At 26.9% G+C, this 19,520-nt stretch carries 22 protein-coding genes, 1 tRNA gene and 1 pseudogene; 11 read left to right on the top strand and 13 right to left on the bottom strand.

The annotated features are described in order from the left end of the window. Positions 1-180: 180 nt before the first annotated feature. Positions 181-1,191 (bottom strand): sugar ABC transporter substrate-binding protein, encoded by a 1,011-nt coding sequence (locus C4N20_RS10415; RefSeq protein ID WP_005976074.1) that lies wholly within the window; start codon positions 1,189-1,191, stop codon positions 181-183. Beyond that, positions 1,185-3,419 (bottom strand): bifunctional diguanylate cyclase/phosphodiesterase, encoded by a 2,235-nt coding sequence (locus tag C4N20_RS10410; protein WP_005976073.1) that lies wholly within the window; start codon positions 3,417-3,419, stop codon positions 1,185-1,187. The genes C4N20_RS10415 and C4N20_RS10410 overlap by 7 nt, the downstream gene beginning before the upstream one ends. Positions 3,420-3,672: 253 nt before the next feature. Between C4N20_RS10410 and C4N20_RS16855 the strand changes: the two genes are divergently transcribed. The 4 genes from C4N20_RS16855 to C4N20_RS10390 all read left to right on the top strand — a co-directional run bounded on the left by C4N20_RS16855 (position 3,673) and on the right by C4N20_RS10390 (position 7,135). Next, positions 3,673-3,813, top strand: a complete 141-nt coding sequence (locus C4N20_RS16855) for an IS1/IS1595 family N-terminal zinc-binding domain-containing protein (protein ID WP_106878575.1) — start codon at positions 3,673-3,675, stop codon at positions 3,811-3,813. 144 nt (positions 3,814-3,957) lie between these two features. Continuing rightward, on the top strand, positions 3,958-4,266 hold the full coding sequence (locus tag C4N20_RS10400; RefSeq protein ID WP_040490590.1) for a hypothetical protein: 309 nt from the start codon (positions 3,958-3,960) through the stop codon (positions 4,264-4,266). 683 nt (positions 4,267-4,949) lie between these two features. After that, positions 4,950-5,342: an IS200/IS605 family transposase gene (tnpA, locus tag C4N20_RS10395; protein WP_005976072.1), complete on the top strand. Its 393-nt coding sequence runs from the start codon at positions 4,950-4,952 to the stop codon at positions 5,340-5,342. A 455-nt stretch (positions 5,343-5,797) separates the two neighbouring features. After that, a complete protein-coding gene (locus C4N20_RS10390; protein ID WP_005976071.1) occupies positions 5,798-7,135 on the top strand; it encodes a sensor domain-containing diguanylate cyclase in 1,338 nt (445 codons plus the stop codon). A gap of 21 nt (positions 7,136-7,156) precedes the next feature. Here C4N20_RS10390 and C4N20_RS16850 read toward each other — a convergent pair. The 3 genes and pseudogenes from C4N20_RS16850 to C4N20_RS10380 all read right to left on the bottom strand — a co-directional run. Next, positions 7,157-7,252: pseudogene (locus C4N20_RS16850) on the bottom strand (hypothetical protein); the annotation flags it as partial. Between the two features lie 71 nt (positions 7,253-7,323). After that, entirely contained in the window at positions 7,324-7,503 is a 180-nt protein-coding gene (locus tag C4N20_RS16795) for a winged helix-turn-helix transcriptional regulator (protein ID WP_005976070.1), read from the bottom strand. A gap of 471 nt (positions 7,504-7,974) precedes the next feature. Further along, complete coding sequence (locus C4N20_RS10380; RefSeq protein ID WP_005976069.1) at positions 7,975-8,244, bottom strand: hypothetical protein; 270 nt, start codon at positions 8,242-8,244, stop codon at positions 7,975-7,977. Positions 8,245-8,713: 469 nt separating this feature from the next. On the opposite strand from C4N20_RS10380, the gene C4N20_RS10375 reads away from it, so the two are divergent. Next, positions 8,714-9,118, top strand: a complete 405-nt coding sequence (locus C4N20_RS10375; RefSeq protein WP_005976067.1) for a hypothetical protein — start codon at positions 8,714-8,716, stop codon at positions 9,116-9,118. 254 nt (positions 9,119-9,372) lie between these two features. On the opposite strand, the gene C4N20_RS10370 is transcribed toward C4N20_RS10375, so the two are convergent. Together C4N20_RS10370 and C4N20_RS10365 are read right to left on the bottom strand one after the other, a co-directional pair. Next, the gene (locus C4N20_RS10370) at positions 9,373-9,795 is read right to left on the bottom strand and encodes a DUF488 domain-containing protein (protein WP_005976066.1); all 423 of its coding nucleotides are present in this window, start codon (positions 9,793-9,795) and stop codon (positions 9,373-9,375) included. Beyond that, positions 9,792-10,331 carry a GNAT family N-acetyltransferase gene (locus tag C4N20_RS10365; protein ID WP_005976065.1) on the bottom strand — a complete coding sequence of 180 codons (540 nt, stop codon included), beginning with the start codon at positions 10,329-10,331 and terminating at the stop codon, positions 9,792-9,794. Before C4N20_RS10365 ends, C4N20_RS10370 begins: the two co-directional genes overlap by 4 nt. Before the next feature lie 131 nt (positions 10,332-10,462). On the opposite strand from C4N20_RS10365, the gene C4N20_RS10360 reads away from it, so the two are divergent. The 4 genes from C4N20_RS10360 (at position 10,463) to C4N20_RS10345 (ending at position 12,429) form a co-directional block, all read left to right on the top strand. After that, complete coding sequence (locus C4N20_RS10360) at positions 10,463-10,813, top strand: winged helix-turn-helix transcriptional regulator (protein WP_005976064.1); 351 nt, start codon at positions 10,463-10,465, stop codon at positions 10,811-10,813. Positions 10,814-10,970: 157 nt separating this feature from the next. After that, entirely contained in the window at positions 10,971-11,420 is a 450-nt protein-coding gene (locus tag C4N20_RS10355) for a hypothetical protein (protein ID WP_005976063.1), read from the top strand. A 456-nt stretch (positions 11,421-11,876) separates the two neighbouring features. Further along, on the top strand, positions 11,877-12,080 hold the full coding sequence (locus C4N20_RS10350; RefSeq protein WP_005976062.1) for a hypothetical protein: 204 nt from the start codon (positions 11,877-11,879) through the stop codon (positions 12,078-12,080). A gap of 166 nt (positions 12,081-12,246) precedes the next feature. Beyond that, entirely contained in the window at positions 12,247-12,429 is a 183-nt protein-coding gene (locus C4N20_RS10345) for a YegP family protein (RefSeq protein ID WP_005976061.1), read from the top strand. A gap of 206 nt (positions 12,430-12,635) precedes the next feature. Here C4N20_RS10345 and C4N20_RS10340 read toward each other — a convergent pair. The 3 genes from C4N20_RS10340 to C4N20_RS10330 all read right to left on the bottom strand — a co-directional run bounded on the left by C4N20_RS10340 (position 12,636) and on the right by C4N20_RS10330 (position 14,972). After that, positions 12,636-12,712: transfer RNA gene (locus C4N20_RS10340), tRNA-Arg, on the bottom strand. A gap of 16 nt (positions 12,713-12,728) precedes the next feature. Further along, a complete protein-coding gene (locus C4N20_RS10335) occupies positions 12,729-13,940 on the bottom strand; it encodes an FprA family A-type flavoprotein (protein ID WP_005976060.1) in 1,212 nt (403 codons plus the stop codon). A gap of 63 nt (positions 13,941-14,003) precedes the next feature. Further along, positions 14,004-14,972: a D-2-hydroxyacid dehydrogenase gene (locus C4N20_RS10330; RefSeq protein ID WP_106878574.1), complete on the bottom strand. Its 969-nt coding sequence runs from the start codon at positions 14,970-14,972 to the stop codon at positions 14,004-14,006. Positions 14,973-15,177: 205 nt separating this feature from the next. Between C4N20_RS10330 and lgt the strand changes: the two genes are divergently transcribed. Beyond that, positions 15,178-16,047, top strand: coding sequence for a prolipoprotein diacylglyceryl transferase (gene lgt / locus C4N20_RS10325; protein WP_005976059.1), 870 nt, complete (start codon positions 15,178-15,180; stop codon positions 16,045-16,047). 208 nt (positions 16,048-16,255) lie between these two features. Here lgt and C4N20_RS10320 read toward each other — a convergent pair whose 3' ends face one another. Then, a complete protein-coding gene (locus tag C4N20_RS10320) occupies positions 16,256-16,819 on the bottom strand; it encodes a chromate transporter (protein WP_005976058.1) in 564 nt (187 codons plus the stop codon). Continuing rightward, entirely contained in the window at positions 16,807-17,388 is a 582-nt protein-coding gene (locus C4N20_RS10315; protein WP_005976057.1) for a chromate transporter, read from the bottom strand. The genes C4N20_RS10320 and C4N20_RS10315 overlap by 13 nt, the downstream gene beginning before the upstream one ends. Before the next feature lie 119 nt (positions 17,389-17,507). On the opposite strand from C4N20_RS10315, the gene C4N20_RS10310 reads away from it, so the two are divergent. Then, positions 17,508-18,389 (top strand): LysR family transcriptional regulator, encoded by an 882-nt coding sequence (locus tag C4N20_RS10310; RefSeq protein WP_005976056.1) that lies wholly within the window; start codon positions 17,508-17,510, stop codon positions 18,387-18,389. 158 nt (positions 18,390-18,547) lie between these two features. Here C4N20_RS10310 and C4N20_RS10305 read toward each other — a convergent pair whose 3' ends face one another. After that, positions 18,548-19,501: a DUF561 domain-containing protein gene (locus C4N20_RS10305; RefSeq protein WP_005976055.1), complete on the bottom strand. Its 954-nt coding sequence runs from the start codon at positions 19,499-19,501 to the stop codon at positions 18,548-18,550. Positions 19,502-19,520: the final 19 nt, after the last annotated feature.

Genomic DNA, 19,520 nt, shown 5'->3' with positions numbered 1-19,520 from the left:
AGGCTATTTTTAAGCATTTTCATTTTTAGAGATTTATTTTTTTGAAAAATATTCTTGATTTTCAAAGTTTAAAGATATAATCGTGTTATAAAAAACCTCCTAGTTACTTGATGATATTTTATCATTAATCTAGAAAGTTTTTAATTCTTTATTTACACAAAATATTTTACAGTCTCAAATTTATTCATTATATATTTCTTCTCTTGTAAAAACTTTACTTTCTATTAATATTCTATCTATATTTTGTTTTGTTACCAATCTTCCTGTGATAAGATGTGATGGTATTTTTTTTCCACTTTGATTATCATATTCTGCATTTGTACTAATAGGTTTATTATGTATCATACTAAATGCTTCATCTATAGCTGTATATGCCAGTTCTTTTAAGTCCATGTAAATTGTTACATCTTGTTTTTCATTTAAAATTCTTTTAACTGCACTTAATTCTGCATCCATTCCTGTTATAGTTATATTTCTATTTATATTTAATTCTTCTATAGCTTCTACACATCCTTCAGCTATTTTATCATTAGGAGCTAATATTGCATCTATTTTATTATTATTTGCTTTTATTGCTGATGTAACTAATTCTTTAGCTACTTTAGGAGACCAATTAGAAATTGAAGTATCCAAAATTACATTAATATCATTCTTTATTGGCTCTATATATCTCAAAGCTCCTTCATATAGCAAATTAGCATTTTCATCATTTTCATCCCCTTTTAAAAGAATGTAATTCCCTTTATAAACTTTTTCAGCTAAATATTGTCCTAACATCTGTCCCATTCTTTTACTGTCATAGCCTACATATAAATCAACTTTTTCTTTTAAAATAATCCGTGCATAACTTATTACTTTTACTTTCTTTTTTTCAGCATACTTTATAATTTTACTCATATCATTCACATTACGTGGAGTAATAATTAATACATCAATTTCGCTGTCTATTAATTCAAAGCAGTCTTCTTCCTGTGTTTTGGGCTTATCTTTTGTATTTAATTTTATTTCAATTTTAATCCCTAGTTCATCTGCCCTATTTTGCATGTATTCTTTTTCTTGCTTCCATCTTATAGCTTCACCTACTCCAAATGACACCCCTATTTTCCCTTTGTTTTTATTAGCCTGTTTACAGCCAATCATACTTATAAAAAAAATCATTACTCCCAAATACAATAAAATTTTTTTTAACATACAACACCCTCTTCATATATTTTTTGAAACTCTTCTTCATCCATAGGTTTAGCATAATAATATCCTTGTGCTATATAACAACCAGAATTTTTCATTAATTCTATATTTTCAATTGTTTCAACTCCTTCTACTACTACTTTTATCCCTAATTTTTGAGCAAGATCTACTATTGCTGAAAAAATTATATTTCTTCTTTGAAGATTAGAACCCTTATCTAAAAATCCTTTATCAATTTTTAAAATATCAATTGGAATATCTTTCAGCATATTTAAAGAAGAATATCCAGTACCAAAATCATCCATAGAAATCATAAGCCTTACCTTATGAAGTTCTCTAATAAAGTTTTTTATCAATTTATAATTATCAAAAATAACAGTTTCTGTCATTTCAATTTCAATTAATGAAGTTGGAATATTATATTTATCAAGTTTATCCATTATATTTTTAAAAAAGTTTTTATCATTAATATGTAATTTTGAAAAATTAACAGATATTGGTGTACATTCTATTCTTTTATCTAAATTGCTTTTTAAAAACTTCAAAACTTTTTCAAAAATTATCATGTCTAATTCTACAATCATTCCTGTTTTCTCACAAATTGGAATAAATTCAAAGGGAGAAATAAGTTTACCTTCCTTAGTTTTCCATCTGGCCAATGCTTCAGCACCAACTAATTCATTTGTATGTATATTGACTTTAGGTTGATAATATGGCATTAATTCTTTTTTATCAATTGCTTCTCTTATCAGTTTTTTTAACTTTTCATTTTTTAAAATTTGAGTATTAAATTCTTCTGAATAAAATCCAAGAGTTTTATTCATTATTTCTTTTACAGAGTTAGCCGCTATATTAGCTTTATCTACCATTAAATTTACATTTTCAAAAATATCATTTATTGAATATAAACCGCCAGAAAAATAAATAGTTGCCCCCTCATCATAATTCAATGGCTCTAAAATATCATTCAAGCGTTCTATAGAAAGCTCTTCAAGCAAGATAACAAAATTATCAGCTGATATTCTGGCAATTCTTTCATTTGTTGTTAATTTTTCTTTATTGTTTTTATAAATATCAGTTAAAACTTTATTTCCAAATTCAAAACCATAAAAACTATTTATATATTTAAATTTCTTTATATCAAATTTTAATATATGATATTTTTTTTCTGGATTATTTAATAGTATTTGTGACAAATCCACAATAAATTTATTATAACTATCCCCTTTTGTAACATTATCAATAAATGCAATATTCTCTAATTGAATTTGTTGCTTATTTTTATAATCTAAAAAATATAAACCACTGAATAAAAAAACAAAAATTATGATAAAAAGTATGAAATAAAATATTTTAACTACTGTATTTCCATTTCTTGATATTATTTCAGTAGAAATAGTAGAAATAAGATACCAGCCATAAACTTCTTTTATAGGAGTATATGTTAAATAAAAATCTTCTTTACTTCCTTCTATTTCAATAAATCCGCTTTTATTTTCTTTTATACTTCTTTTCAATTGTTCTGATTTTTCTTTATTTCCTTCTGAGTAAAGCATTCTAAAATAATTATCAGTTTCTCTGTTATATTTTTCATAATTTGAAGTTACTAGTATATACCCTTGGCTATTAATTATATATGTATTTCCTTTTGAAGAAAATAAAGGAACAGAACATATATTATACATTTCTTCTGGAGTAAATTTTTTTTGTACAGTCCCTATAATCTTTCTTTTGTATTTTATAGGTACACTTATTACAAACATATCTTCACCATTGTCTCTAGAAATAATTCTTTCAGAAATATTATTTATTCCTTGAATTGATAGTTTGAAATAATTTCTTCCAGTAATATCAATAACCTTATTAATAAAAATGGCCTCTCCCTTTTTATTAGCAAAGTATACATCTTTATTATTTTTACTTTTATAATATTTTAAAAATATATTTTTTATAGTGTCATCATTTATTTCTTCATTATTTTTTGTTTCTTCTTTTATTATTTCTTCATTAATTAAATAAGAAATAAAATTTAAATTATTTATTTCTAATTTTAGTTTATTTGTAATTACTTCCTTATTTTGATTAAGGACTTCTGATAAATGTATGTTAACATCCAAGTAAAGTAAATTTTGGACATATCTCATTAAAACTATTACAAAAATTCCAATGATAATATTAAAAAATATTACTGAGGCAATAATTTTTTTCTTTTTCAATTTAAGTTTTTTCATAATTTCCCCTAGTTTAATTTTATATCTTCATATTATCATAAACACTCTTAAAAAACAATATTTAAATTGATTTTTAACTAATTATTTTTTCTAATAAAGTTAATATTATTTTTAATTTTTTTTATAAAATCCTCCTTGATAATTTTTAGTTTCTGTTAACTTAAAATTTATATGAACTACTCCTAAGCTTTAAGGTATAATAGTTTACCAATACTTATCATATCTCCCTAAAGGAAAGAAGCAGTTACTAACTATGTATAAAAAAAATTTCGTTATTTGTCCTAATTGTTTTCCCAAAACTTTTTACCGTTATGGAAAAGATAAAGCTAGAAACCAAAAGTTTCTTTGCAAGCCTTGTACTAAACAATTTACTTCAAAGTCTAACTCTAGATAACAACTAGGTTATCCTAAATGTCCTGTTTGTGGTGCTGGAACTTATCTTCATCATGATTATCAACATTATTCCAAGTTTAAATGCAATTCTAAAAAGTGTAATCATATTCATGTCAGATTAAAAAATTCTACTTTTGTTAATGAAATGGCTGATGAACTTAAATCTACTAAAGCTATTAATCTTATAAGATTGAGAACTGATATTAATCTTGTCATTGATGCTCTTTATTTATACTTTGAAGCCTCTTCTTCTACTAGATCCATTGCTAAGTACTTCTGGGATAGAAAAGGTGTTAAGATATCTCATGTGGCTATTTTCAAACGGGCTAAAGGTTTTAGTTCCATTTTTAAGAAAATTGTCAGTAAATATATACCAAAAAAACTTAGCTCTTCTGATAAATGGCATGTTGATAAAACTGTTATTAAAATTGCTGGTAAAAGATATTATACCTAAACTCTTATAGATTCTGAAACTAGATATGTCCTTGATTGGTATCCTTACAACTTCTAGAGAAGCTGCATCAACTTTCCACCTGTTTTCTAAATCATGGAACTCTTGCTACGATTGTCTCTGATAAGCTTCCTAGTTATTCAATACCTGCCAAAGTAGTTTTGATTCTTCAAAACATATTAAAGTTCAATCGTGGTTTGATGAAACAACCAACAATCTCATAGAAAGTTTTTTTAGCGCTTTTAGAAGGTTTCTTCTTTTTTACAACTACATCAGACCACACTCAGGTTTAAATAATGAAACTCCAGTAAAAGTAGTGGTAAGAGTAAAATATTCAGAATTACAAAGAGTTAATTTATTTTTAATGTAAATTAAAAATAACATTTTTTAAAGCATAGACAGCTGTGTCTTTTTGTGATACTCTTTTTTTAGAATAATTTATACCTTCCTCTCTTTTCTAGGACTAGTTTTCATTTTAAATTAACAGATCCAAATTTTAATTTTCTTATTTTATACTTTATTTTTTTTATTTACAAAATAGAATAAAAAATTATTATTATATAAAAAAACCACTCGCTTAGCAAGTGGTACAAAAAAGCTGGAAGGCTATGCTTAGAAAATAAAAGCTCCTTTGATATAATTAATTAGGTTTGCTGGCCAATTAACTAATCAAAGGAGGTCATAAGATGTATGACAATAATAGTCTATCACATACAACATGGAATTGTAAATATCATATCATATTCACACCAAAATATAGAAGGCAGGTAATGTATGGAAAAATCAAAGGAGATATAGGGCAGATATTAAGAAAACTCTGCGAATTTAAAGGAATAGAAATAATAGAGACTAATGCCTGTAAAGACCATATACATATGTTGGTAAGTATACCTCCGAAAATAAGCATATCAAGTTTTATGGGATATTTGAAAGGGAAAAGTTCATTGATGATATTTGATAAACATGCAAATTTAAAATATAAATATGGGAACAGACATTTTTGGTGTAGAGGATATTATGTTGATACAGTAGGAAGAAATAAAGAAAGGATCGCAAAATATATAAGAGAAAGTATATAGATCCTTTTGGAGAAAAAATAAACTAAAGCACACCACCTACTTAAGTAACAGAATAAAGAATTACATGGTCGGGAACCCATTTAGTAAGGCTTAACCTATACACTTATAGAGTGGAGCAAACCATCACTTAAAGTGATGGTTTGTGATTATTACATAAAATAAAAATTTATAAAATTAAAAGTATTATTAAAATATATAAATAATAGAGAAAGGATAATTGAAAACATGAAAAGGATTACAATAATTATAAAAACTATGAGAAATATGTAACATATTCAAAAAAATATAAAATATAGATAATTCTTAATTAAAAAACGATTTAAAGGTAATGAATGGAAAAATAATTCTATTTATTTTTTCTAAAAAATGATATAATATGCATAAATATTTTGTTATAACCTAATGTCAAAAAAAGGAGTAGGATGATCAAATCAGGTGATCATATGTGATTTATTATGAAATATGATGAGTTAAGTACTATTATTTTAAATGAAAGTGAAAATGTTATTTATATTTCTGATCCAATAACTTATGACCTTGTTTATATGAACAGGTATGGATTGAATACATTAGGAATTAATAATTTGACAGAGGTAGTAGGAAAAAAATGCTATAAATTTCTTCAATCAAGGAATACTCCTTGTGAATTTTGTACAAATAGCTTACTTAAAAAAGATAATTTTTACAGTTGGATACATTACAATGATAAGATTGCTGAGTATTTTATTATAAAAGATAAGCTGATAGAAGTGAATGGGAGAGATTTACGCCTAGAAATAGCAACTAATATTACAAAAAATGAGTTAGAAAAGCAACGACTTAAATTTAAATTGTCAAATGAACAGACTTTAGTAAAATGTATTCAAACATTAGCTGAGTATAATGATACAAAGATAGCTATAAATAAATTATTAAAGATAATAGGGGATTTTTATCAAGGAGAACGTGCCTATATATTTGAAATAGATTATATAAAACAGACAACTTCTAATACTTATGAATGGTGTATGGATTGTGTAAGTGCAGAGATAGATAATCTTCAAAATGTACCATTATGTTCAATAGAACGTTGGTTTGAAGAATTTGAAACTAAGGGAGAATTTTATATCACATCTGTTGGAAAAACTGTAACTAAAAAAAGTGTTGAATATGAAATACTTACAGCTCAAGGAATAGAAAGTCTAGTAGCTGCTCCCTTGATAGAGAATGATAAAATAATTGGGTTCTTAGGTATTGATAATCCATCATTTAATACAAATGATTTAACTTTTTTAAAATCAGTAACTTTTTTTGTTATGGATGATATACGTAAACGTAAACTTTTGGCTAGATTGGAAGAGATGAGCTTTACAGATATGCTTACAGGCTTAGGGAATAGAAATAAATATATAAGTACTCTTGAAGAAATAGAAAAAAATCTTCCAGAAACTTTAGGAATAATATATATGGATTTAAATGGACTTAAAATAATAAATGATACATATGGACATACCTATGGAGATGAGATGTTGAAACGTATTGCAGAAATATTGATAAATACATTTAAGGAAGATGTTTTTCGTATAGGCGGAGATGAATTTGTAGTAGTTTGTAATAATACATCAGAAGAAAAATTTAAAGAAGATATAAAATATTTAAGGAAAATTATAGACTTAGATAAAGATTTAAGTGTATCTATTGGAACTGACTGGAATACAGGAAAAATAATGGTAGATAAACAGATAGCTAGAGCAGACAAGCTTATGTATGCTGAAAAGAAAAATTATTACAAAAAGAGTGGAGAAATGAAATAATCATATAGATGATAATAAAAATTAATCTTTTTTATTGCTGCATGAAGGAATCTGGTTTCTTTCTAAAAATTTTTCTTTCCAATCACACATCGTATCAAGTATGGAAATTATAGTTTTTCTAGAATCAGAAAGAGAGTATTTTTCTTTAGAAGGAACTACAGGATAAACAGTTTGATAATCAAATCATGTTATTCAAGCTTTCTAAGTTGCTCAGTCAGCATTTTAGGAGTAGCCTGTGGAATAAGTTTTTGAAGTTCACTATATCTCAATACTTTATCTATCATATGCCAACGTATAAGAGATTTATATTTATTACCTATAAGTTCTAAAGTTGCTTCAATAGGACAATTGTATATTTCATTTTTCATTATAATCCTCCTTAAAAATTTACAGTATCTTTTTAGATACTGTAATACAAAAGAGTAATTACTATATTCTAAATTTTTGTGCATAAATTTATTGAAAATTTAAGGAGAAATAAAATGGGATTTTTAGAACTTGCTAAAGAGAGATTTGCATGTTGTGACTATGCTGATAAAAAATAGAAAGCTTTTGGAGTAAATCCTTTTTATTGTTTTAAATGTAATACCAGAATGAAAGTTAAAAAAATATCATATTTTAATATACATGCAGACTCCATTTGCTGGAAAGAATATGACTAAAAAGCTGACTATGATCAGCTTTTTTGTGCTATCAATTTTAACCTTATTTGATTAATATATCTAATATAAATGCAAAATAATTAATATTTTTTATTTTTTCAGTAAATTTATCAAATTATAATTTCCTAAGAAATAAAAAAACTCAAACTATAATAAGCTTGAGCTTTAAGTATACTGCTATTTTTTTTCTTCTTCTACTTCCTCTTCTCCATCATAATTCTCATTATCCAGACCTTCTTTTTCATAGTCCTCTCTGGTATAGCCATTAAAATCATATCCCTCAAGATTAAATCCATCTTTATCATATCCTTCAGAATCATATAAAGTATTAGTTTCTTTATGTTTCCCTATATTTTTTCCTTCAATGTAAAATCCTCTTTCATCAGTTTTAGCTCCACAGGCACTCATGACCATCAATAAAAAGAATATCCCTATTATCTTTTTCACAAAATCACTCCCTTACAATATCTTTTAAGGAATTTCCCCATATATATGATACAATATTTATCAGAAAAAATCAAACATTACAAGTTAATGTTTGACAATTTAAATAGATATAATTTGAATTTTTATTCTATAATTCTATTTTTTTTATTATATATATTTTTTTGATATTTTTTTATTTTCCACATTTTTGTTATTGAATTCTTGTTAAGGCTCACCATAATATAGAATAAAAATATTTTTTTCAAAAGTCCATTATTTTAAATTTTACAAATATATTTCCATAGAATAATTTCAGAAGATTATATTTTTATATCCTAAAAAAGATTCATTATCATTCTATCCTTAAACTTGTAAATAAAAACATTTCCCCAAAATCAATAAATATAATTTAAAACAATAGCTATTGATATAGAAAAAGAGACATGATATACTTTTATAGCTTTTATATTACATTTAAGGGGGGAAAATTATGAAACAAATTACTAAAATATTAGGAATTCTTGTTATAGCAATTATAATTTTTGCAGGTAAATTATTTTTTTTACCTAATAGTATAGCAAAAACTAAAGATAATATTTCAAGAGTAGAAAGTTCAGATAATTATAGTATCACTTTTAATGAACTTGTATCTTTACTTGAGGAAACTGCTAAAAAAGAAAAAATTGAAGTTAAAACTTCTAATCGAACTGTTACTTTAAATAAGAAAAAATATTTTAAGAGTACTCTTTATCTTAAAACATATTTAATTGAAGGATTCTCAGAAGAAAAAGACGGAAAACTGGTTATGGTAAAAATATATTCACCTCTAGGAAAATTTAAAAGTACAACTAGAATAGAATTTAATGAAAGCCTAATAAAAAATTTTAGAAGGTAGGCTACACTTTTAAATAATGTTTTAAATTCAGATAAAAACCAAAAAGAAGTTCTTGAATTTCTAACTAAACAGACTGGAAAGAAAATTGCTCCTGCCAGAAAAAATATTGATAATTTCACAGTAAGTCTTAGTGTTTCTGGCAAATCATTGGTAGTAACATTTAGACCACAATAGTAATATTTTAAGTAATAAAATATAAAGAAGAGTGACCTTTATACAAGAATAATCTCATTTTGGTCACTCATTTTTTTATTTCAGAGATGTACTATCTCTACTGAATTATCTAAATATTCAGAAAGTATTTTTCTATGACAGCCATCTGCTTCATCTTCACTGCATAAAAAACAGGTATTTTTAAAATCATAATTTCGATATTTTTCTTTTATTTTACGATTTTCTAATAATTCTAAGTAATCTATTTTGAATTTATCCCATTCCTTATTCGTTCTGTAGTTCACCATTATATCTTTTGTAGGAGCAAAATCTGAAATATATTCATATTCTATATTTAATATTCTTTTCAAAAAAAATTTCAAATCATTCATTTTTGAGAAACCACATAATTGTGTAGTATTATTTAATCTAATATCAATTATTTTAAGAATTTTATTATCACTTAATAATGTAAAGAATTGCTCTGCACTTTTATTATTCACACCTATTGTAAAAACTTTCATTTTTCCTCCTTATATTTATAAAGACATTTTATAAAACCATCTAAAATATCATGGCTAAATTTAAACCCTTTTTTTATATAAAAATTATAGGCCTCATCATTTCCGTTTGAAACATGAACCAAAATTAAATTAACATCTGAAAAATTTCTGAACCATTCCATTGATAAATCAATCGTTTTCTTACCTAAACCTGTTCCACGATATTTCTCTTCAAAGTACAAATTATTTATATGCCCTATTTTTTCAGGTATATCCTTCCATTCTGGAACTAATTGAAAAGGTGATTTTTTAAGATTTTCACTTAAATTAACTGTACAAAAAAGATATCCAACAGGAGTATCTTCATCTTTAATTAAAAGAATATAATTAGCTAGGGAATTCTTATAACTTGGTTCCATCCTTGTTTCAAAATTCATAGAATCAAATTTTTCCTTTCCCATATAAGCCTTTGACTTTTGAAACTTCATTAGATCATTACAAAGTTCCCTGCATTGAATAAAATTCTTTTCTTCTAGTACTTCTATTTTGATATTCATGCTATCTGCTCCTTTATTATTTTTAGATACCTTTTAATGATATTTTATTATATAATATAAAAAAAACAAGTAGGCACTATTTTGTAATTAAGCTTACCAAAAAGAAAGAATTTAAAATAAAGGAGGTTATGATGAGTAAAAAATGTCCCATAGAATATACTATTTCTTTAATAAGTGGCAAATGGAAAATAATGCTGATAAAAGAACTTTCTAAAGAGCCCATGCGTTATGGAGAATTATTAAAAGAAATTCCAATAATAAGCCCTAAAGTTCTTGTACAGCATTTAAGAGAGTTGGAAAAAGACAAACTAATTAAAAGAGAAATCTTCCCAGAAATACCTCCTAGAGTAGAATATTCTCTTAGTGATAAAGGGAGAAGTTTATATAATATTTTTCTTGAATTAAGAAAATGGGGATTAACAGAAGATAATGAAGAATTAGTAGAATGTAATTTTTGTAAAAAGTGTCAAATACTATTATAATTTTATTTGAATTTTTATTTTTTTAATAATTATGAAGTAATCTTAAAGTTTTATCATAATTATTTATTTCTAGTTTTCAAAACTATATATTGATTTATTCATTCCTTATAAGATATAATAATACTAATTAAAATATATTTTACAGGAGATGATCATTTTGAAAAATAGAGTTTTTGAATACCGTTCTAAGTTTTTAGATAACGAATTAAATTTTTGTTTAGCTTCAGAAAAACTTAATATTTTTAAGAAAACTGATTCAGTTAGTATGTCTTTTTCTTTTCCTAATGGATCTTATAATCTACTCTTTGATGTAAGTGAAAGTATATTATTACAATTTTTTATTAACAAAGAATTTTCACTGCTTTCTATTTGCTGTCAATTAAATGATTTAAATAGTAATAAATTAAAAGATTTACAGGTAGCTTATTTTATAAAAAAAGAAGAAGTTAGTCTCAGTGTTGATTTTATAAAACCTTCATATACTTTTACAAAGTTGGAATTCCTACAGAATATAACTTCTGATGATTTTGAATTTTTTGTAACAAAAAATCAAAATTTAATTGTTAATCTTAGATTTAAATCTTCAAATATACCTTTAAATTTATAATTTTATTTTATTATCATATTTCTTGATAAATTATCCTTTTAAAAATAATACTTAAATATTTAGGGAAGAATGCTCTCCCTATTTTTTTATTTTTAAATCTCTGATTGTAAAAATTATAATCTAACTTTATTTTCTATAATTAATCCCCTTTCTCCTATTTTAATCCGTTATCAAAATTCATTATATAATAAATTAAGTTTTATGTTATTTTTAACAAACTTATTTTTTTAATTGTATAAATATGAAGCAAAACCTTTATAATTTTTATTAAAAAAAGTATTCAAATTTAAGTTTAACTGTATTCAGTTGTATTTTTAAAAAAATATGTTTATTTTAAGTTATTTAAAATCAAATAAAGAACAAAAAGTAACCACAACTATTTTTTAATTCCTATTAAAAACATGCTATACTTTGTATAGAGTAATACTTAATTTATAATTAACTGGAGGGGATTTTATGCCTTATTATGTAATTGATTTAGAAAAAAATAATGATGGTTATAATGTGGTACATTCTACAAAGTGTAATTCTAGAATTAAAGCGACTCAAACTAAATCTTTAGATTGGTTCCCTGATGGAACTTCAGCAATAAATTTTGCTAAAAATCAAGGCTATAATGCTGTTGGCTGCGAGTGTTGTCATCGAAAAAATGACATTTAAATTTTACTATAATAAGGAGAATAAATCTCCTTATTTTTTATTTATTCTCCAATTAATTTTTTTATAAAAGAAAAGCTTTACTTAGATTGTATATTATATATAACAAAGAACTTAAAAGTTTCTGATTTTTAATTCTTGCAAATAAAATAACTTAGGAGGTATTTTTATGTATTTTAAAGTTTTAAAAGCTAAAAATGAACAATTTTATTTTAATGGTTATGGAAACAATCATGAAATTATTCTTTCAAGTGAAATGTATAAATCTAAGCAAGCAGCACTCCACACTATTGAAGTTATTAAAGAGCAAGCTGGTAAAGCTGAAATCAAAGATGAAACTGATAACAAATAAATTTTATTCTACTTCCTCCTCTTTAGACAGAGGAGGATTTTTTTATAAGAAAAACCTCAGACAATTAAATATCTGAGGTCTAAAATTTATATATATAATTTAATAACATTTTTTATATTTCTTAAAATATTTACTTAAATTATTAAAATTTTATCTAAGTTTTCTTTTCTTCGTAATTGTTAAGATTATACCTTAAACAATTTTTATGGCGCTCCCAAGAGGAATCGAACCCCTAACCCTCTGATCCGAAGTCAGATGCTCTATCCGATTGAGCTATGGAAGCTTTTTGTCACTATCTATTAATTTCTTTCAGCTATAAGTTTAGCTGCCAGTTCTCTTGCTATATTTTCTAATCTTGCTACATCTTCAACTTTTGGAGTTCCTTTTACTTCAACAGGCTCTGCTATCACTTCTATACCTTTTAATCCGTTAGCAAAAGCTTCTATTCCTCTTACTCCTCCACCACTCCACATCATAGTTCCAAATATTCCAAGATATCTATTTTTCAATCCATAGTTCTCTAATTTGTGAAGTAACGGCTGTACTTTTGGATAAACAGAGTTGTTATGTGCACAAGACCCAATTACTAATCCTTTATACTTCCAGATTTCAGCTACTATGAAAGAGTGATCTGTTTTAGAAGCGTCATATATTTTTACTTCTTTTATTCCTTGAGCATTTAGCTCTCTTCCTATAATTTCAGCCATTTTAGCTGTATTTCCATACATACTTCCATAAACTATTACTACTCCCTCTTCTTCTGGAAGCAGTTGAGCCCATGTACTGTATAAAGATACTACTTTAGCTATATCTTTTCTCCAGATTAATCCATGAGAAGGACATATAAGTTTTATTTCAAGTCCACTAAGTTTTTTAATTGCACTAGTTACTTGAGCCCCATATTTTCCAACGATATTTGCATAATATCTTCTCATTTCATCAATATAGAAATCAAAGTTTACTTCATCATCAAATATTCCACCATCTAATGCTCCAAATCCTCCAAAAGCATCATTAGAGAAAAGTATTTTTTCAGTAGTATCATAAGTAACCATTGACTCTGGCCAGTGTACCATTGGTATCATAGCAAAAGTAAGTTTATGTTTACCTAAATCTAAAATATCCCCTTCTTTTACAGTAACAAAGTTTTCATCTGGGAATTCAATATTAAATGCTCTAAGCATTCCTAAAGTTTTAGCATTTCCTACAACTTTTACATTTGGGAAAACCCTTAAAATATCTTTTAATCCACTTGAATGATCTGGTTCTACATGATTGATAACTATATAATCAAGGTTTTTTCCATCCAGCCCTAATATTACTTTTTCAATATAAAGAGCAGAGCTTCCAAATTCTACAGCATCTATAACGCAAGTTTTTTCATCACTGATAAGGTAAGAATTATAGGCTACTCCATATGGCAGTGGCATATAGTTTTCAAATCTTTCAGTTTTTCTGTCATTAACACCTATCCATGACACATCATCTGTAACTTTAGTACAACAATACATTTTTTCTTTTCCTCCTAATAAATTTATTTAATCAATAATTGATAATTAATTATGAAGACATTCCTATTTTACAAATTTTCTATATCCTGTTTTAAAATCTACCAAGTTCTTCATAGGGGCTTTATTATAGTAAGATTCAAGATTCTCTATAGATATCTTTCTTATTCTCTCTAGTGTTTCCTTTAAATGATAACCTCCTGATACATGTGGTGTAAGTACCAGATTTTTTGCGTCCCATAATGGACTTTCTGCTGGAAGCGGTTCTGTATCTACTACATCCAGTCCTGCTCCTCCCAATATACCACTGTTTAGTGCATCACACAAATCAGCAGTATGAACAGTACTTCCTCTTCCTACATTTAAAAGTATAGCTCCCTTTTTCATCTTACCAAATTTCTGTCCATCAAACAAGTTTTTTGTTTCTTTAGTTTCTGGTAAAGATAAGGCTACAATATCAAACTCATGAAGTATATCATCAAGCATGTCAAGTTGATATATATTTTGAAGATAATCAGGTATCTCGCTTTTATTTCTTCTTACTCCATATACCTTACTTCCAAGAGCATGCATTCTCATTGCAAACTCTCCTCCTATATCCCCCAAACCTACTACCAATGTTTTTGATCCATATATAGAAGTTACAGGACCTTCATCCTTCCACATATGATTTTTTTGGTTTTCAGCATAAAGATGCAGTTTTTTCTGTAAATTCAATACCATCCCCAGCATATGTTCTGCTATAGCAAGTCCATATGCTCCTGTAGCGTTGGTTAATATAGTTCCTTCTAAAAGGACTCCCTCTTCAGTATATTGATTAGCTCCTGCACTGTTTAGCTGCATCCATTTAAGATTTTTACTTCCTCTTACAGCGTCAACAGGTACATTACCTAAAATTATTTCTGCCTCTTGTACTATAGATCTTTCTGCTTTATCAGGTGTTATGTATATAACCTCAGCATCTGAAGCAATATTCTCTATTTTTCTCTTATGTTCCTCTTCTAATGGAATAGTAACCAATATTTTTCTTTTCATTTTTCCTCCTGAAAGCTCTTCTATGTACCTTTTACTTATAACTTTCCATAAACCTAAAAAAATAACCCTATATATATAATATTCGACTTATCAAAATATTTCAACTTTTTTATTAAATTTTTATAAAAAAGATATATATTTTTCCAAAAACGGAAAATTTATGATATAATTCCTTGTAGAAAGTTCATATTTAGGAGGTACTTATATGCATCCAGTTTTATTTACTATAGGTGGATTCGAAATCCGTTTCTATGGTTTAATGTACGCACTATCTTTTTTTCTAGGAATAGAAATTGCAAAATATATGGCAAAAGAAAGAAATTTCAAAACAAATGTAATCGAAAATTATGCATTTGCAGCTATGGTGTCAGGTTTACTAGGTGGAAGGCTGTATTATGTTATGTTCAATCTAGATTATTACCTTTATCATCCATCTGAAATTCTTGCAACATGGCATGGTGGAATGGCTATACATGGTGGAATTATTGGTGGAATTATTGGTACTTTCATCTATGCTAAAATTAAAAAATTGAATCCTTTAACTTTGGGAGATTATGCAGCTGCTCCTCTTTTATTAGGACAGGCTCTTGGTCGTTTTGGTAATTTCATGAATGGAGAAATACATGGGGTTCCTACTTTTACCCCTTGGAATATTATTTTCAGTATAAAACCAAAATTTTATGAATGGTATTCTTATTATACTTCTCTTCCAGCAACTGACAAGATGGATTTTAAGACACTTGTTCCTTGGGGAATAGTATTCCCTACTTCATCACCAGCAGGGAGTGAATTTCCTAACATGGCGCTTCACCCAGCTATGTTATATGAGCTTATACTTAATTTTATTGGATTTCTTTTTATTTGGTTTGTTCTTAGAAAAAGAGAAAATAAAGCTCCTGGATATATGTGGTGGTATTATATTATAATATACAGCATAATCAGAATCTTTGTCAGCTTCTTCAGAGCTGAAGATCTTATGATTGCAAATATAAGAGCACCTCATCTTGTAAGTCTTATCCTTATCATCTTCTCAGTAATTATGATAAAGATTGGAGAAAATAAAGTAAAAAAATAAATTCTTCGAGATACATAGAAATAAAATTCAAAAAATATAAAAATAAAAATTAAATTAAAAGTGGATAATCAAAAGTTAGAGTAAATTTCTCTCAATTAAATAGTTAGTAATTTTAACTATTATAATTATAGGGATTATATTTTTACTTATGAGTTATCCACTTTTTTTAATGAGAATTATTTTCATATAAGCTAATCATTTCTTACACTCAATATAAAAAGAACCCAGCCGTTCCGCTCAATATCATCATTAACATTGGATTGATTTTAAACTTTCTCAACAAAAATATAGAAACAAAAAATATTATTACTGCCAACATATTCACATTAGCTTTTCCAGCCTCTTCTATTTTTGATATTCCACCAAAAGCTATCAATAATATTGTACTAGCAGATGAAGCTATCAGTCCTACAGATACTGCCCTCAATCCCTTGAGAACATTTAAGATGCTATCAGCTTTTCTATATTTATTAAAAAAATTATACAGCAATATAGATATTATAAAACCAGATATAACACACCCAAAAGTTGCTGTAATTGCTCCTGGTATTCCTGCTATTCTTATTCCTACAAATGTAGAAGTATTTACTGCCAGAGGACCTGGGGTCATTTGAGAAATAGTTATTATATCTGTAAATTCCTGAAAAGTCAGCCACTTATGAATATTTACAACCTGCTCCTGTATCAAGGGAATTGTAGCATACCCTCCCCCTATACTGAACAGCCCTATTTGCAGAAAGCTTATTAATAAAACTAAAATTAAACCCCACATATCTTTTCTCCTTTTTTCTTTTTTATCCACCCATCAATGAAACAAGCTGCTGAACATGTCAAAATTATAAAAATAACATTGATATGGAATATAAAGCTAGCTATAAATGTTAAAGGTATAATAAATGTCATGAATTTTTGCCTTTCTTTAAAAATAGCCCTGCTCATATCTAAAACAATATCTACTATCAATGCTCCAACACCTGCTTCCATTCCCTTTAGTATTGAAGAAATCACTTGATTATCTCTAAACATCGTATAGTATATTGAAATTACTCCCAATATAATAAGGGGAGGAAATACTGCTGCAATACAGCTTATCACTGCTCCAATCATACCTGCTGTTTTGTAGCCTGATAATACTGATAGATTTACAGCTATTGCTCCTGGAGAAGATTGGGCTATTGCAGCCATATCCATCAGTTGTTCATTATCAAAAAATTTTTTCTTATCTACAAAGTATTTTTTTATCATTGGAATCACTACATACCCACCACCAAAAGTGAATGCACTTATAAAAAAATTTATTCCAAAAAGCCATATACATACCTTTACTTTATTATTTTTCATATTTCAGCTCCTTTTATTTTTATGCTCCACCTATTATATCAATTGATTTATAATAAATAAAATGTTATTATTTTATAAATATCATGATTTTTTAGTAATGATTAAAAAGGAGGAAAATTTTGAATATAAAACATCTATATATTTTTAAAGCTGTTTGTGAAGAGATGAATTTTACTAGAGCAGCAGAAAAACTATATATGACACAACCTGCTGTATCCCATGTAATAAATGATTTAGAAGAGGAAACAGGACACATCCTTTTTGACCGTATATCAAAAAAAATATATTTAACTGAGATGGGAAAGATATTTTTAAATAAAACTTTAAGAATTCTCGAATTATATGATGATTTAGAAAATAATTTTTACAGTTCTGAAAAAGATGTTCCTATATATATTGGTTCTTGTATCACAATAGGTAATTTCTGGCTTCCATCTATCATAAAAGAATTTAAAAAAAATTATCCTGAAACACCACTAAAAATAGAAATTGACAGTGCTGCTGCAATAGAAAAAAAGCTTTTAAATAATGACATAGATGTAGCCTTAATCGAAGGAGGAATACATAACGATTATCTCATTAAAACTGTTTTCTCTTCATATGAATTAAGTGTTATCTGTTCCAGTAACCACCCTTTTTCTAAAAAGAAATGTATATCTATAGAGGAATTTATAAAAGAAGACCTTTTATTAAGAGAAAAGGGAAGTGCCATAAGAGATTGTCTTGATAATGCTCTAGCTGGAAAAGATGTCTTTCCTGCTCCTTCATGGACAAGTACTAACTCACAGGCATTAATACAGGGAGTAAAAAACAATCTTGGAATAACTGTTCTCCCAGATATCTTAGTTGCAAATGAGCTTGAAAGAAAAGAATTAAAAAAGCTTTTTATTAAAGATATAAATTTAAAAAACAATAATTACATCGTTTATCACAAGGATAAATTTATCTCCAATACTATGTCTGTCTTTATTGATTCAGTAAAAAAAATCAATTTAAAATAATTATGTGCCTTTCTACAAAGAGCAGTTTATTCTCAATATTATATCTACTCTTCATGAATCACTAAAAATTAGCTTATAAAAAAACTGCACTCTCTATCCTAGTTATCTAAGATTCTGAGTGCAGTACAAATTTCTAATTCTATTTTTATTTAAATTAATTATTTCCAGCTTGACATTCTTTTATCTAGATCTTCTTTTGCTTCATCTAAACCTTTCATCATACTTTCAAGAATTTCTTTTACAGTAGTTTTTTCATTTACCATAGCAGCAACTTGTCCTGCCATTACACTTCCATTGTCAATATCTCCATCAACAACAGCAAGTCTTAATCTACCTGTTCCCATTTGCTCAATCTCTTCCTTAGGAACTCCTTCTTTTTCTTTTTCTAATATTAATTTAGCAAATTTATTTTCAATAACTCTTACAGGGTGCCCAGTATAGTTCCCAGTTGATACAGTTGATCTATCTTTAGCTTTTATTATAGCTTGCTTATAATTTTCATGTATTGTACACTCTTCAGCTACTAAGAATTTAGTTCCTACTTGTATACCACAAGCTCCTAATGAAAGAGCTGCTAAAAATTGCTTTCCACCTGCTATTCCACCTGCTGCAATTACAGGTATATCAACTTTTTCTACCACTTGAGGTACTAGAGCCATAGTTGTTATACTTCCTATGTGTCCTCCACCTTCCATACCTTCAGCTATTACTGCATCTGCTCCGATTCTTTCCATTCTTTTAGCCAATGCTACTGAAGCTACTACTGGTAAAACTTTTATTCCTGCTGCCTTCAATTTTTCCATATAAGGCCCTGGATTTCCTGCTCCTGTTGTCACTACTTGGACTTTTTCTTCTATACAAATGTTGATTTGTTCCTCTACATCTGCCATCATAAGCATTAAGTTTACTCCAAATGGATTAGAAGTTATATCTTTAGCTTTTCTGATTTCCTGTCTCAAAATATCACAAGGCATTCCACCCCCAGCAATGATTCCCAGACCTCCCTCTTTAGAAACGTGCCCAGCAAGATTTCCATTAGCGATCCATGCCATTGCTCCTTGTATGATTGGATATTTGATTCCAAGTAGTTTACAGATCTTGTTATTACTCATAAATCCTCCTAAAATATAA

The organism is Fusobacterium ulcerans, assembly GCF_003019675.1.
Classification (GTDB): Bacteria; Fusobacteriota; Fusobacteriia; order Fusobacteriales; family Fusobacteriaceae; genus Fusobacterium_A; species Fusobacterium_A ulcerans.
The sequence above is the reverse complement of the archived record's forward strand: the minus strand, read 5'-3'. Positions and strand labels throughout refer to the sequence as shown.